We start from the raw sequence: 14,841 nt of genomic DNA, 5'->3' as shown, positions 1-14,841 counted from the left end.
CTCAGCTCTCCGTGTTCTCGGTCGTCGCCTCGGCGGCGGCCGTGCCCTGCGGGCCGGCTGCCTCGGCGACGGTCTGCTCGGGAGCGACCTCACCGGAGGTCTGCGCGACGACGGCGTCGGTGGTGTCGGCCACCGGCCCCGTCGTGGACTCCGCCGCGGCGCGCCCGGCCTCGGTGCCACCGGCGGTGGTGCCCGAGGAGCCCGAGCGGCGCTGGGGCCGCTGCGCGCGCTCACGGCGCTGCTGACGCTGGGCGAGTGCCTCGAGGGCCTCCCGCTCGGCGCGCGAGCCGCTGACGTCGCCCTTGTAGATCCACACCTTGACGCCGATGCGACCGAAGGTCGTCCGGGCCTCGTAGATGCCGTAGTCGATGTTCGCGCGGAGCGTGTGCAGGGGCACGCGGCCCTCGCGGTAGAACTCCGACCGGCTCATCTCGGTGCCGCCCAGGCGACCGGAGCACTGCACCCGGATGCCCTTGACCTGCGGGCTGCGCTGGGCCGACTGCATGGCCTTGCGCATCGCGCGGCGGAAGCTCACCCGGCTGGAGAGCTGCTCGGCGACGCCCTGGGCGACCAGCTGCGCGTCCGACTCGGGGTTCTTCACCTCGAGGATGTTCAGCTGCACCTGCTTGCCGGTGAGCTTCTCGAGCTCGCCGCGGATGCGGTCGGCCTCGGCGCCGCGGCGGCCGATGACGATGCCGGGGCGGGCGGTGTGGATGTCGACGCGGACCCGGTCACGGGTGCGCTCGATCTCCACCTTGGAGATGCCGGCCCGCTCCATGCCCTTGGACATGAGCTTGCGGATCGCGACGTCTTCCTTGACGTAGTCCTTGTACAGCTTGTCCGCGTACCACCGGGACTTGTAGTCGGTGGTGATCCCGAGCCGGAACCCGTGCGGGTTGACCTTCTGACCCACTATCGGGTCCCTCCCCTCGTGTTGTTGGTGGACTGCTGGGTGGCCGGGCCCGACTGGCCGGTGTCCCGGCGCGCCTTGCGCGACTTCTGCGCGAGGACGGCGCTGCTGGCCACCTCGCTCACCTCGACGGTGATGTGGCTGGTCCGCTTGTTGATGCGGAACGCCCGGCCCTGCGCCCGCGGACGGATCCGCTTGAGCGTGGGGCCCTCGTCGACGTAGGCCGCGCTGACCACGAGCGCAGCCGGGTCCAGCTGCAGGTTGTGCTCGGCGTTGGCCACCGCGCTGGCGACGACCTTCGCGACCGGCTCACTGGCCGACTGCGGGGCGAAGCGCAGCAGCGCGAGGGCCTCGTCGGTCGGCAGGTAGCGGATCAGGTCCACCACGCGGCGGGCCTTCATGGGGGTCACGCGGACGAACCGGGCCGTAGCCCGGGCGACCGGCGCCTCCTGTCCCAACTGGGAAGTCATCTGAATCTCTCTCTACCTGGTCAGCCCCGCCGCGAGCGGCGGTCGTCCTTGACGTGCCCACGGAAGGTGCGCGTGGGCGCGAACTCCCCGAGCTTGTGCCCGACCATCGCCTCGGTGACGAAGACCGGGACGTGCTTGCGGCCGTCGTGCACCGCGAGGGTGTGGCCGAGCATGTCCGGGATGATCGTCGAGCGGCGCGACCAGGTACGGATCACGTTCTTGGTGCCCTTGGCGTTCTGGGCGTCCACCTTGGCGAGCAGGTGGTCGTCGACGAACGGGCCCTTCTTCAGGCTGCGTGGCATATCTGTCGGACTCCTCTACCCGCTCAGCGCTTCTTGTTGGTGCGCCGGCGGCGCACGATCAGGGCGTCACTGGCCTTCCGCTTGCGCGTCCGGCCCTCCGGCTTGCCCTTCGGGTTCACCGGGTGGCGACCACCGGAGGTCTTGCCCTCACCACCACCGTGCGGGTGGTCCACCGGGTTCATGGCGACACCGCGGACGGTCGGGCGCTTGCCCTTCCACCGCATGCGGCCGGCCTTGCCCCAGTTGATGTTCGACTGCTCGGCGTTGCCCACCTCGCCGACGGTCGCGCGGCAGCGCACGTCGACGTTGCGGATCTCGCCCGACGGCATGCGCAGCTGCGCGAACCGGCCCTCACGGGCGACCAGCTGGACGCTGGTCCCCGCCGAGCGGGCGATCTTGGCGCCGCCACCGGGACGGAGCTCGATGGCGTGAACCACGGTGCCGACCGGGATGTTCCGCAGCGGCAGGTTGTTGCCCGGCTTGATGTCGGCCGCGGGGCCGCACTCCACCGTGTCGCCCTGCTTGAGCCGGGCCGGCGCGATGATGTAGCGCTTCTCGCCGTCGGCGAAGTGCAGGAGCGCGATCCGCGACGTGCGGTTGGGGTCGTACTCGATGTGCGCGACCTTGGCCGGCACGCCGTCCTTGTCGGCCCGGCGGAAGTCGATCACCCGGTAGGCGCGCTTGTGCCCGCCGCCCTGGTGACGAGCGGTGACCTTCCCGTGCACGTTGCGCCCGCCACGACCGTGCAGCGGTCGGACCAGCGACTTCTCGGGGTGGTCCCGCGTGACCTCGGCGAAGTCGGCGACGCTGGAGCCGCGTCGGCCCGGCGTCGTCGGCTTGTACTTGCGGATAGCCATTGCTGACTCAGTCCTCTATCTCTGGTCCGAACGGTCACGGCGCTCAGGCGCCGGGACCACCGAAGATCTCGATGCGGTCGCCGGCAGCCACGGACACGATGGCGCGCTTGGTGTCCTTGCGCTTGCCCATCTGCGCGCCGCGGCTGCGCTTGCGCTTGCCCTGGCGGTTGATCGTGTTCACGCCGAGGACCTTCACCTTGAAGATCTGCTCGACCGCGATCTTGATCTGCGTCTTGTTGGCATCCGGGCGCACGATGAACGTGTACTGGTTGCCGTCGAGCAGCCCGTAGCTCTTCTCGGAGATGACCGGGGCGAGCAGGACGTCCCGGGGGTCGCGGACGCTCATGCCTTCTCCTCGGTGGTCTCTTCGACGGTGCCCTCGCCGGCGGCGGGAGCGATGGACGGGATGCCACCCGGGGTCTCGTGGGTGGCGAGGTCGGGCAGGTCGGCGCCGGAGCGCTTGCCCTTGGCCGGGCCCGCCACGAACTCCGCCAGCGCCGTCTCGGTGAAGACCACCTCGTCGGACACGAGCACGTCGTAGGTGTTGAGCTGGCCGGCCTCGATGAGGTGCACCTCGGGGACGTTGCGCAGGCTCACCCAGTTGAGGACGTCGTCGCGGTCGAGGACCACGAGGACGCGCGCGGCCTGGGTGACGGCCTTGAGCGTCGCGAGGGCGGCCTTCGTCTTCGGGGCGTCGCCGTCGACGAACGCGGAGACCACGTGCACCCGGCCCTCGCGGGCCCGGTCGGAGAGGGCACCGCGCAGCGCGGCGGCCTTCATCTTCTTCGGGGTCTTCTGCTCGTAGTTGCGCGGCTGCGGCCCGTGGACGGTGCCACCACCGGCGAACTGCGGCGCGCGGGTCGAGCCCTGGCGGGCGCGGCCGGTGCCCTTCTGGCGGTACGGCTTGGCGCCACCACCGCTGACCTGGCCCCGCGTCTTGGTGGCGTGCGTGCCCTGGCGGGCGGCAGCCAGCTGCGCGACGACGACCTGGTGCATCAGGGAGACGTTCGCGTTGGCGTCGAAGAGCTCACCGGGCAGCGTGACGCTGCCGGAGGTCTCCCCCGCCGGGGTGCGGACGTCGACCTGCCGGTCGGTGCGCGTCTCGGTCGATGAGGTCACTTGTCGTCACTCCCCACGGGACCGCCCTTGACGGCCGAACGGACGAGCACGAGGCCGCCCTTCGGGCCGGGGATGGCGCCCTTGATCAGCAGCAGACCGCGCTCGGTGTCCACCTTGTGGACGACCAGCGACAGGGTCGTGGTCTTGACCGCACCCATGCGGCCGGCCATGCGCAGGCCCTTGAAGACCCGGCCCGGCGTCGAGGCGCCACCGATGGAGCCCGGCGACCGGTGCTTGCGCTGGGTGCCGTGCGCCGCGCCGAGGCCCTTGAAGCCGTGACGCTTCATGACGCCGGCGGTGCCCTTGCCCTTGCTGGTGCCGATGACGTCGACCTTCGCGACGCCGTCGAACACCTCGGTGGTCAGCTCCTGGCCGACCGTGTAGCTCCCCGCGTCCGAGGTGCGCAGCTCCACCAGGTGGCGCCGCGGCGTCACGCCCGCCTTGGTGAAGTGCCCACCCTCGGGCTTGTTCACCTTGCGCGGGTCGATCTCACCGAAACCGAGCTGCACGGCCGAGTAGCCGTCCACCTCGGGGGTGCGCACCTGGGTCACCACACACGGGCCCGTCTTGACGACGGTCACCGGCACGAGGCGGTTGTTCTCGTCGAAAACCTGGGTCATCCCCAGCTTCTCGCCGAGGAGACCACGGAATGTGCTCGCCATGTCTGCTGACTGCCCTTACTGGATGTTGACGTCGACCGAGGCCGGCAGGTCGATGCGCATGAGCGCGTCGACCGTCTTCGGCGTCGGGTCGAGGATGTCGATGAGCCGCTTGTGGGTCCGCATCTCGAAGTGCTCGAAGGAGTCCTTGTACTTGTGCGGAGACCGGATCACGGCGTACACGTTCTTCTCCGTCGGCAGCGGCACCGGGCCGACGACGCGCGCTCCGGTCTTCGTCACCGTGTCCACGATGCGCCGCGCCGAGGCGTCGATGGCCTCGTGGTCGTAGGCCTTCAGCCGGATGCGGATCTTCTGTCCCGCCATCGCCTGTTCTCGCTCCTGCCGATCGGTTGTGAAAGATCAAGTGGGTCTGCTGACCCGGTGGGTCCGAGACCCGGGGGTTGGCTCCCGCGGTGCGTCCGCGGAGCCCATGGCCGGGCGGCGGCCGGAGCCCCGGCCGCCGCCCGTCAGGGTGTTACTTGATGATCTTGGTGACGCGCCCGGCGCCCACGGTGCGGCCACCCTCGCGGATGGCGAACCGCAGACCCTCCTCCATGGCGATGGGCTGGATGAGCTCCACCGTCATCTCGGTGTTGTCGCCCGGCATGACCATCTCGGTGCCGGCGGGCAGGGTCACGACGCCCGTCACGTCCGTCGTCCGGAAGTAGAACTGGGGACGGTAGTTGTTGAAGAACGGCGTGTGACGGCCACCCTCGTCCTTCGAGAGGATGTAGACCGAACCCTCGAAGTTGGTGTGCGGGGTGATCGAGCCGGGCTTCACGACGACCTGGCCGCGCTCCACGTCCTCGCGCTTGATGCCGCGGAGGAGCAGACCCACGTTGTCGCCGGCCTGGCCCTGATCGAGCAGCTTGCGGAACATCTCGACGCCGGTGACGGTCGTCTTCGTCGAACCCTCGCGGATACCGACGATCTCGATCTCCTCGGAGACCTTGACGATGCCACGCTCGACGCGGCCGGTGACGACCGTGCCACGACCGGTGATGGTGAAGACGTCCTCGACCGGCATGAGGAACGGCTTGTCGATCTCGCGCTCCGGCTCCGGGATCGCGGTGTCGACGGCGTTCATCAGCTCCATGAGCTTGTCGCCCCACTCGGCGTCGCCCTCGAGGGCCTTCAGCGCCGAGACGCGGACCACGGGGACGTCGTCGCCCGGGAACTCGTACTCGCTGAGCAGCTCGCGGACCTCGAGCTCGACGAGCTCCAGGATCTCCTCGTCGTCCACCATGTCGGCCTTGTTGAGGGCCACCACGATGTAGGGGACGCCGACCTGGCGGGCCAGGAGGACGTGCTCCTTGGTCTGCGGCATCGGGCCGTCGGTCGCCGCGACCACCAGGATCGCGCCGTCCATCTGCGCAGCACCGGTGATCATGTTCTTGATGTAGTCGGCGTGCCCGGGGCAGTCGACGTGAGCGTAGTGACGGCTCTCCGTCTGGTACTCGACGTGCGCGATCGAGATCGTGATGCCGCGGGCCTTCTCCTCGGGCGCCTTGTCGATCGAGTCGAAGGCGGACGCCTCGTTGAGGTCCGGGTACTTGTCGTGCAGGACCTTGGTGATCGCCGCGGTCAGCGTCGTCTTCCCGTGGTCGATGTGCCCGATGGTGCCGATGTTGACGTGCGGCTTGGTCCGCTCGAACTTGGCCTTGGCCACTGGGTTCCTCTCCTCGTGGTTACGCAGGTGGTGCGTGCTCTGGGGGTTGCGGGCTGTGCTCGGGGAGCGCGGGCGGGGCCGCCCGCATTCCGGTTACTCGCCGGTCGCCTTGGCGATGATCTCCTTGGCGACGTTGGCCGGGACCTCGGCGTACGAGTCGAACACCATCGAGTAGCTCGCCCGTCCCTGGGTGCGGCTGCGCAGGTCGCCCACGTAGCCGAACATCTCCGACAGCGGGACCAGGGCCCGGACGACGCGGGCGCCGGAGCGCTCCTCCATCGCCTGGATGATCCCGCGGCGGGAGTTCAGGTCGCCGATGACGTCGCCCATGTTCTCCTCGGGCGTCGTGACCTCGACCGCCATCAGCGGCTCGAGCAGGGCCGGGTCGGCCTTGCGCGCAGCCTCCTTGAAGGCGATCGATCCAGCGATCTTGAAGGCCATCTCCGAGGAGTCGACCTCGTGGTACTGGCCGTCGAGGAGGAGCGCCTTGACGCCCACCATCGGGTAGCCGGCCAGCACGCCGTACTGCATGGCGTCCTGCATGCCCTGGTCGACCGAGGGGATGTACTCCTTCGGCACGCGGCCGCCGGTGACCTTGTTCTCGAACTCGTAGGTCGCCGAGTCGGAGCCCATCGGAAGCGGCTCGATCGCGATCTGGACCTTCGCGAACTGGCCGGAACCACCGGTCTGCTTCTTGTGGGTGTAGTCGTACCGCTCGACGGCCTTGCGGATCGTCTCGCGGTAGGCCACCTGCGGCTTGCCGACGTTGGCCTCGACGTTGAACTCGCGGCGCATGCGGTCCACCAGGATCTCCAGGTGGAGCTCGCCCATGCCCGAGATGACCGTCTGGCCGGTCTCCTCGTCCAGCTTCACCTGGAAGGTCGGGTCCTCCTCGGCGAGCTTCTGGATCGCGGTGCCCAGCTTCTCCTGGTCGCTCTTGGTCTTCGGCTCGATGGCGACCGAGATGACCGGAGCGGGGAAGGTCATCGACTCGAGGATCACCGGCTTCTGCGGGTCGCAGAGGGTGTCACCCGTCGTCGTCTGCTTGAGGCCGTTGACCGCGACGATCTGGCCGGCGCCCACGCCCTCGCGCTCCTCGCGCTTGTTCGCGTGCATCTGGTAGATCTTGCCGACCCGCTCCTTGCGGTCCTTGGTGCTGTTGAGCACCGGGGACCCGGCGTCCAGCCGGCCGGAGTAGACGCGGATGTAGGTCAGCTTGCCGAGGTGCTGGTCGGTCTGGATCTTGAACGCCAGCGCGGAGAACGGCTCGTCCTCGTCGGCGTGCCGCAGCACCTCGGTCTCGCCGTCCATCGCCGTACCGACGATCGACTCGACGTCCAGCGGGCTGGGCAGGTAGTCGGTGACCGCGTCGAGCAGGGGCTGCACGCCCTTGTTCTTGAAGGCGGTCCCGGTCAGGACCGGGTTCACCTGCGCGGCGATCGTCGCCTTGCGGATGGCGGCCTTGAGGCGCTCGACCGAGATCTCCTCGCCACCGAGGTAGGCCTCCATGAGCGAGTCGTCGAAGTCCGCGATGTTCTCGAGGAGCTTCTCGCGGTACTCGGCGGCCTGGTCGGCGAGCTCCGCGGGGATCTCCTCGACCGCGTAGTCCTCACCCATCTTGGTCTCGCCGCGCCAGGTGAGCGCCCGCATCTGCACCAGGTCGACGACGCCGATGAAGTCGGCCTCGGCACCGATGGGCAGCTGCAGCACCAGCGGGTTGGCCCCGAGGCGCTCGACCATCATGTCGACGCAGCGGAAGAAGTCGGCACCGGTGCGGTCGAGCTTGTTGACGAAGCACATGCGCGGGACGCCGTACTTCTCCGCCTGGCGCCAGACCTGCTCGGTCTGCGGCTCCACGCCGGCCACACCGTCGTAGACGGCGACCGCACCGTCGAGCACCCGCAGCGACCGCTCCACCTCGACGGTGAAGTCGACGTGCCCGGGGGTGTCGATGATGTTGATGTCGAAGCCGTTCCAGGAGCACTTCGTCGCGGCGGACGTGATGGTGATGCCGCGCTCCTGCTCCTGCTCCATCCAGTCCATCGTGGCCGCGCCGTCGTGGACCTCACCGATCTTGTAGTTGATACCGGTGTAGAAGAGGATGCGCTCGGTCGTGGTCGTCTTGCCGGCGTCGATGTGCGCCATGATCCCGATGTTGCGGGTCTTGGCGAGCTGGGCCTCGTTGCTGGCCATTCCTTACCCCTCTTGCTGGTTGTCCGTGTGCGGGTGCCGGGGATCGCCCGGGGGTCCCGCCGACGGCGGGCGCTGGTGGTTACCAGCGGTAGTGCGCGAAGGCCTTGTTCGACTCGGCCATCTTGTGCGTGTCCTCGCGCCGCTTCACAGCAGCACCCAGACCGTTGCTCGCGTCGAGCAGCTCGTTCATCAGGCGCTCGGTCATCGTCTTCTCGCGGCGGGCCCGGCTGTACTGGATGAGCCAGCGGAGGCCGAGCGTGGTGCTGCGCGAGGCGCGGACCTCGACCGGGACCTGGTAGGTCGCACCACCGACGCGGCGGCTGCGGACCTCGAGGGCCGGCTTGACGTTGTCGAGCGCGCGCTTGAGCGTGACGACCGGGTCGGTGTCGGTCTTGGCGCGGGCACCCTCGAGGGCGCCGTAGACGATCGCCTCGGCGACCGAGCGCTTGCCGTCGACCAGCACCTTGTTCACCAGCTGGGTGACCAGCGGCGACTGGTAGACCGGGTCGGCAACCAGCGGACGCTTCGGCGCGGGGCCCTTGCGCGGCATTAGCTCTTCTCCTTCTTCGCGCCGTACCGGCTGCGAGCCTGCTTGCGGTTGCGGACACCCTGGGTGTCCAGCGAGCCACGGATGATCTTGTAGCGGACGCCCGGCAGGTCCTTCACACGACCACCGCGCACGAGCACCATCGAGTGCTCCTGCAGGTTGTGGCCGACGCCCGGGATGTAGGCGGTCACCTCGATGCCACTGGTGAGGCGGACGCGAGCGACCTTGCGCAGCGCCGAGTTCGGCTTCTTCGGCGTCGTCGTGTACACGCGCGTGCAGACGCCGCGACGCTGGGGCGAACCCTTCAGCGCCGGGGTCTTGGTCTTCTCGACCTTGTCCTCGCGGCCCTTGCGGACCAGCTGGTTGATCGTGGGCATGGGTGGCCTGGATCTCCTACCTGCGCTGGGGTGGTGCTCGTCTGTTTGCTGCTCTACGGGTGGTGCTCGGGTGCCGGCTCCTGGTCGGAACCTCCCCGACCCCGGTCGTGTTCCACGTCCGGTCCACGCGGTCGGGCGTGTTGCCCTCCCCCGGACCGGTCCGCTGCCAGACCGAGCTCGGATGCCCCTCGCGACCCCGGCGCCGCCACCCTCCGGCGTGACCGGGGGGTGGTTTCCCGGCGACCGGAGGTTCGACACCTCCGGGCACCCAGGCGCACCGCGAACGGGAGCAGGCCCAGGACACCCTGGGCACGGCTGACCACGATACCCGGGCCCGGACAGGCGGTCAAAGCCGGGTCCCTCACACCGGTCGACACGTCGACCGGGGGCCCCTCCGGCAGCGCAGGTCGTCGGGACACTACCGCCGCCGGGAAGCCCGCGACAGCTCCCCCGCCCGCCCGCGCGGCGACCGCTACCGTGCGGGAGGCGCCAACCGTGGCGCCGCGGAGCAGAGGAGCGCACGTGCGGATCGGCATCCAGGCCAGCTACAGCGGCGGTTTCCAGGAGACGGCGGCGGAGATCCGCGACCTGGAGGCCGCCGGCCTCGACCTCGCCATGGTGGCGGAGGTCTACACGTTCGACGCGGTGAGCCAGCTGGGCTACCTCGCGGCGGTGACCGAGCGCGTGGAGCTGCTCAGCGGCATCCTGCCCATCTACAGCCGGACGCCGGCGCTGACTGCCATGACCGCGGCCGGCCTGGACTTCGTCTCCGGCGGGCGGTTCACCCTGGGCCTGGGCGCCTCCGGTCCGCAGGTGATCGAGGGCTGGCACGGCCTGCCCTACGACGCCCCGCTGCAGCGCACCCGCGAGATCGTCGAGATCTGCCGTCAGGTGTGGCGCCGCGAGCGGTTGCAGCACGAGGGGAAGAAGTACTCGATCCCGCTGCCCGCCGAGCAGGGCACCGGCCTGGGCAAGCCGCTCAAGCTGATCAACACGCCGGTCCGCGAGCGCATCCCGGTGATGCTCGCGGCGCTCGGCCCCAAGAACGTGGAGCTGGCCGCCGAGATCGCGGAGGCCTGGGAGCCGATCTTCTTCGTCCCGGAGAAGGCCGCGTCCGTCTGGGGCGACTCGCTGGCCGCCGGCAAGGCCAAGCGCGACACGGCCCTCGGCGAGCTGCAGGTGATCACCGGCGTCCCCGTGGCCATCGGCGACGACGTCGAGGGGCTCCTCGACTTCGTGCGCCCCTCGCTCGCCCTGTACATCGGCGGCATGGGCGCGCGGGGCAAGAACTTCTACAACGACCTCGCCGTCCGGTACGGCTACGAGGCCGAGGCGAAGACGATCCAGGACCTCTACCTGGACGGGAAGAAGGACGAGGCGGCCGCGGCGGTGCCCGACGAGCTGGTGCGGGCGTCGTCCCTGATCGGTCCTGAGGGGTACGTCGCCGAGCGCATCGCCGCCTTCGCGGAGGCCGGTGTCACCACGCTGATGCTGCAGCCGCTCGACGGCAGCCGCGAGGCCCGCCTGCGCACGGTGGAGACCATGAAGCGGCTCGCGGGCTGATCCTCCCCGCGGCGATCACCACGAGAGCCGCCCCGCAACCGCCACAGCCGCGGTGCGGGGCGGCTCTCGCCGTTGCACGGCGGGTCAGGCGCCGAGGTCGGTACCCGTCCGGCGTCCTCCCTCACCGCAGAGGGTCCTCCCTCACCGTCTGCCGTGGGGGTGGAAGCGCGATGATCAGGGAACCTGATCCCGGCGCGGCCCCGGACGCGGAAGGGCCCCCAGGTCAACTGCTGACCTGGGGGCCCTTTCGTCACTGCCTAGCGGGCGTCAGCCCCGCCAGTCGTACTCCTCGAGGCGGACGGCCTCGCCGGTGCCCTGACCGAAGACGTCCGGGCTGTAGTACTGCCCGTCCTCGTAGCCGGCCATGGTGTAGACGGCGGCGCGCGCCTCCTCGGTCGGCTCGACCGTGATGTTCCGGTAGCGGCTGATGCCCGTACCCGCCGGGATCAGCTTTCCGATGATCACGTTCTCCTTGAGGCCGAGCAGGCTGTCGCTCTTTCCCTGGATCGCGGCGTCGGTGAGCACCTTGGTCGTCTCCTGGAAGGAGGCGGCCGACAGCCACGACTCGGTCGCGAGCGAGGCCTTGGTGATGCCCATGAGCACCGGACGGGCCGAGGCCGGCTCGCCGCCCTCGGCGACGACGCGACGGTTCTCGGTCTCGAACAGCGTCCGCTCCACCAGCGCACCGGGCAGGAACTCCGTCGCGCCCGAGTCGATGATGGTCACCCGCTTCAGCATCTGGCGGATGATCACCTCGATGTGCTTGTCGTGGATCGACACACCCTGGCTCCGGTAGACCTCCTGGACCTCGCGGACCAGGTGCAGCTGCACCTCGCGGGGGCCCATGATCCGCAGCACCTCGTGCGGGTCGACCGCACCTTCGGTGAGCTGCTCGCCGACCTCGACGTGGGCGCCGTCCTCGACCCGCAGCCGCGAGCGACGCGACAGCTTGTCGTAGACGACCTCGTCGGAGCCGTCGTCCGGGGTGATGGTGAGCTTGCGGAACTGCTCGCCGTCCTCGATCCGGACCGTGCCGGCCAGCTCGGCGATCGGGGCCTTGCCCTTGGGGACGCGGGCCTCGAAGAGCTCCACCACACGCGGCAGACCGTGGGTGATGTCCTCACCCGCGACACCACCGGTGTGGAAGGTGCGCATCGTCAGCTGGGTGCCGGGCTCACCGATCGACTGGGCGGCGATGATGCCGACCGCCTCGCCGACGTCCACCAGCTTGCCGGTCGCGAGCGACCGGCCGTAGCAGGTGGCGCAGGTGCCGAGCAGCGACTCGCAGGTCAGGACGCAGCGGACCTTGACCTCCGCGACGCCGGCGTCGACGAGCTGCTGGATGAGCACGTCACCCAGGTCGGCGTTGGCCGGGGCGATGACCGTCCCGTCCTCGGCGACGACGTCGGCGGACAGCGCGCGGGCGTAGACGCTGGTCTCCACGTGGGGGTCACGGGTGACCACGCCGTCGACCAGCGTGCCGATCGGCATGAGGACGCCGCGGTCGGTGCCGCAGTCCTCCTCGCGGATGATGACGTCCTGCGAGACGTCCACCAGACGACGGGTGAGGTACCCGGAGTCGGCGGTGCGGAGCGCCGTGTCGGCCAGGCCCTTGCGGGCACCGTGCGTGGAGATGAAGTACTCCAGCACGGACAGACCCTCCCGGAAGTTGGCCTTGATCGGCCGCGGGATGATCTCGCCCTTCGGGTTGGCGACCAGGCCGCGCATACCGGCGATCTGGCTGATCTGCATCATGTTGCCTCGGGCGCCCGAGTTGACCATGACCCAGACCGGGTTGGTGGTCGGGAAGTTGTCCACCATCGCCTGGCTGACCTCGGCCCGCGCGCGGGTCCAGATCTCGATCAGCTCGCCACGGCGCTCGGCGTCGGTGATGACGCCGCGCTCGTACTGCTTCTCGATCTTCGCCGCCTCGGCCTCGTGCCGGTCGAGGATCTCCTGCTTGACCGGCGGCGTGACGACGTCGTCGATGGCGATGGTGACGCCCGACCGCGTGGCCCAGCGGAAGCCGGCCGCCTTGAGGGCGTCCAGCGTCGCCGCGACCTGCACCTTGGGGTAGCGCTCGGCGAGGTCGTTGACGATCGCCCCGAGCTCCTTCTTCGGCACCTGGTAGTTGACGAAGCGGTAGTCCTCGGGCAGGGCCTCGTTGAACAGCACCCGGCCCAGGCTGGTCTCGACGACCGCCGGCTGGCCCGGCGCCCAGTCCTCCGGCTGCTCCCACGGCTCGTTCACGGTGCCGTTGTCGACGCCGAAGACCTCGTCGAGCCGGATGTAGGCCCGCTCCTGCAGCGCCAGGGCACCCATGTCGAACGCCATGAGCGCCTCGGCCGGCGAGGCGTAGGCCGCGGGCTTGCCACCGTCGGCCTCGTGCCGCGAGGGCACGACGGTCGTCAGGTGGTACAGGCCCAGCACCATGTCCTGGGTCGGCGCGGTGATCGGGCGACCGTCGGCCGGGCTCAGGATGTTGTTCGAGCTCAACATCAGGATGCGGGCCTCGGCCTGGGCCTCGGCCGACAGCGGCAGGTGCACCGCCATCTGGTCACCGTCGAAGTCCGCGTTGAACGCGGTGCAGACCAGCGGGTGGATCTGGATGGCCTTGCCCTCGACCAGCTGCGGCTCGAAGGCCTGGATGCCCAGGCGGTGCAGCGTCGGCGCCCGGTTCAGCAGGACCGGGTGCTCGGTGATGACCTCCTCCAGCACGTCCCAGACGACGGGACGCGCGCGCTCCACCATCCGCTTGGCGGACTTGATGTTCTGCGCGTGGTTGAGGTCGACCAGCCGCTTCATGACGAAGGGCTTGAACAGCTCCAGCGCCATCTGCTTGGGCAGGCCGCACTGGTGCAGCTTCAGCTGCGGGCCGACGACGATGACCGAACGGCCCGAGTAGTCGACGCGCTTGCCGAGCAGGTTCTGGCGGAACCGGCCCTGCTTGCCCTTGAGCAGGTCGCTCAGGGACTTCAGGGGACGGTTGCCCGGGCCGGTGACCGGCCGGCCGCGGCGGCCGTTGTCGAACAGCGCGTCCACGGACTCCTGGAGCATCCGCTTCTCGTTGTTCACGATGATCTCGGGCGCGCCGAGGTCGAGCAGCCGCTTGAGCCGGTTGTTCCGGTTGATCACGCGGCGGTACAGGTCGTTCATGTCGCTGGTGGCGAAGCGGCCACCGTCGAGCTGCACCATCGGGCGCAGGTCCGGCGGGATGACCGGGACGCAGTCCAGCACCATGCCCATGGGCGAGTTGCGGGTCTGCTGGAACGCCGCGACGACCTTGAGCCGCTTGAGCGCGCGCAGCTTGCGCTGGCCCTTGCCGCTGCGGATGGTCTCGCGCAGCGAGGCGGCCTCGGCGTCGAGGTCGAAGCCGGCGAGCAGCTTCTGCAGCGCCGCGGCGCCCATGCCGCCCTCGAAGTACTCGCCGAAGCGGTCCCGCAGCTCGCGGTACAGCGACTCGTCGGCGATGAGCTGCTTGACCTCGAGCTTGCGGAAGGTGTCCATCACCTCGTCGAGGCGGTCGATCTCCCGCTGCGCGCGGTCGCGCAGCTGGCGCATCTCGCGCTCGCCGCCCTCGCGCACCTTGCGGCGCACGTCGGACTTGGCACCCTCGGCCTCGAGCTCGGCGAGGTCGGCCTCCAGCTTCTGCTGGCGGGCCTCCACGTCGGCGTCGCGCCGGTTCTCCAGGTTCGACTTCTCGGCGCTGATCTCGGCCTCGATGGTCGGGAGGTCGCGGTGGCGCGCCTCGTCGTCGACCGAGGTGATCATGTAGGCCGCGAAGTAGATGATCTTCTCGAGGTCCTTGGGCGCCAGGTCGAGCAGGTACCCCAGGCGGGACGGCACACCCTTGAAGAACCAGATGTGGGTGACCGGGGCGGCCAGCTCGATGTGCCCCATCCGCTCACGCCGCACCTTGGCGCGGGTGACCTCGACGCCGCAGCGCTCGCAGATGATGCCCTTGAACCGGACGCGCTTGTACTTGCCGCAGTAGCACTCCCAGTCCCGGGTGGGACCGAAGATCTTCTCGCAGAAGAGACCGTCCTTCTCCGGACGCAGCGTCCGGTAGTTGATGGTCTCGGGCTTCTTCACCTCACCGTGGCTCCACTGGCGGATGTCGTCGCCGGTGGCCAGACCGATGCGGAGCTCGTCGAAGAAGTTGACGTCGAGCAAGG

General features: G+C 69.6%; 13 protein-coding genes and 1 pseudogene. 1 reads left to right on the top strand and 13 read right to left on the bottom strand.

All coding sequences use genetic code 11. From position 1 onward, the window contains the following. Nucleotide 1: 1 nt before the first annotated feature. The 12 genes and pseudogenes from rpsC to rpsL all read right to left on the bottom strand — a co-directional run bounded on the left by rpsC (nt 2) and on the right by rpsL (nt 9,103). Nucleotides 2–913, bottom strand: coding sequence for a 30S ribosomal protein S3 (gene rpsC, locus E9529_RS01165; RefSeq protein ID WP_236829288.1), 912 nt, complete (start codon nt 911–913; stop codon nt 2–4). A 113-nt stretch (nt 914–1,026) separates the two neighbouring features. Beyond that, a pseudogene (rplV, locus tag E9529_RS01160) lies at nt 1,027–1,380 on the bottom strand (50S ribosomal protein L22); the annotation flags it as partial. Between the two features lie 20 nt (nt 1,381–1,400). Continuing rightward, the gene (gene rpsS / locus E9529_RS01155) at nt 1,401–1,682 is read right to left on the bottom strand and encodes a 30S ribosomal protein S19 (protein ID WP_236825796.1); all 282 of its coding nucleotides are present in this window, start codon (nt 1,680–1,682) and stop codon (nt 1,401–1,403) included. Nucleotides 1,683–1,705: 23 nt separating this feature from the next. After that, nucleotides 1,706–2,539, bottom strand: a complete 834-nt coding sequence (gene rplB, locus E9529_RS01150) for a 50S ribosomal protein L2 (RefSeq protein WP_073421345.1) — start codon at nt 2,537–2,539, stop codon at nt 1,706–1,708. A gap of 43 nt (nt 2,540–2,582) precedes the next feature. After that, entirely contained in the window at nt 2,583–2,885 is a 303-nt protein-coding gene (gene rplW / locus E9529_RS01145) for a 50S ribosomal protein L23 (RefSeq protein WP_091929110.1), read from the bottom strand. After that, nucleotides 2,882–3,658, bottom strand: a complete 777-nt coding sequence (gene rplD, locus E9529_RS01140; protein WP_236829287.1) for a 50S ribosomal protein L4 — start codon at nt 3,656–3,658, stop codon at nt 2,882–2,884. Before rplD ends, rplW begins: the two co-directional genes overlap by 4 nt. Next, a complete protein-coding gene (gene rplC, locus E9529_RS01135) occupies nt 3,655–4,320 on the bottom strand; it encodes a 50S ribosomal protein L3 (protein WP_236829286.1) in 666 nt (221 codons plus the stop codon). Before rplC ends, rplD begins: the two co-directional genes overlap by 4 nt. Before the next feature lie 15 nt (nt 4,321–4,335). Beyond that, nucleotides 4,336–4,641 carry a 30S ribosomal protein S10 gene (gene rpsJ / locus E9529_RS01130; RefSeq protein WP_091929113.1) on the bottom strand — a complete coding sequence of 102 codons (306 nt, stop codon included), beginning with the start codon at nt 4,639–4,641 and terminating at the stop codon, nt 4,336–4,338. 151 nt (nt 4,642–4,792) lie between these two features. After that, entirely contained in the window at nt 4,793–5,986 is a 1,194-nt protein-coding gene (gene tuf / locus E9529_RS01125; RefSeq protein WP_236829285.1) for an elongation factor Tu, read from the bottom strand. A 93-nt stretch (nt 5,987–6,079) separates the two neighbouring features. Next, entirely contained in the window at nt 6,080–8,179 is a 2,100-nt protein-coding gene (gene fusA / locus E9529_RS01120; RefSeq protein ID WP_236829284.1) for an elongation factor G, read from the bottom strand. Nucleotides 8,180–8,258: 79 nt separating this feature from the next. Next, nucleotides 8,259–8,729 (bottom strand): 30S ribosomal protein S7, encoded by a 471-nt coding sequence (gene rpsG, locus E9529_RS01115; RefSeq protein WP_091929116.1) that lies wholly within the window; start codon nt 8,727–8,729, stop codon nt 8,259–8,261. Next, a complete protein-coding gene (gene rpsL, locus E9529_RS01110; RefSeq protein ID WP_012950487.1) occupies nt 8,729–9,103 on the bottom strand; it encodes a 30S ribosomal protein S12 in 375 nt (124 codons plus the stop codon). Before rpsL ends, rpsG begins: the two co-directional genes overlap by 1 nt. Nucleotides 9,104–9,625: 522 nt before the next feature. Between rpsL and E9529_RS01105 the strand changes: the two genes are divergently transcribed. Continuing rightward, on the top strand, nt 9,626–10,666 hold the full coding sequence (locus tag E9529_RS01105) for an LLM class F420-dependent oxidoreductase (RefSeq protein ID WP_236829283.1): 1,041 nt from the start codon (nt 9,626–9,628) through the stop codon (nt 10,664–10,666). 267 nt (nt 10,667–10,933) lie between these two features. Here the strand turns inward: E9529_RS01105 and E9529_RS01100 are convergent, their stop codons facing one another. Beyond that, nucleotides 10,934–14,839 carry a DNA-directed RNA polymerase subunit beta' gene (locus tag E9529_RS01100; protein ID WP_236829282.1) on the bottom strand — a complete coding sequence of 1,302 codons (3,906 nt, stop codon included), beginning with the start codon at nt 14,837–14,839 and terminating at the stop codon, nt 10,934–10,936. Nucleotides 14,840–14,841 lie beyond the last annotated feature (2 nt).

Source organism: Blastococcus sp. KM273128, assembly GCF_021698975.1.
Lineage (GTDB): Bacteria > Actinomycetota > Actinomycetes > Mycobacteriales > Geodermatophilaceae > Blastococcus.
This window is presented reverse-complemented; position numbering and strand designations above follow the sequence as displayed.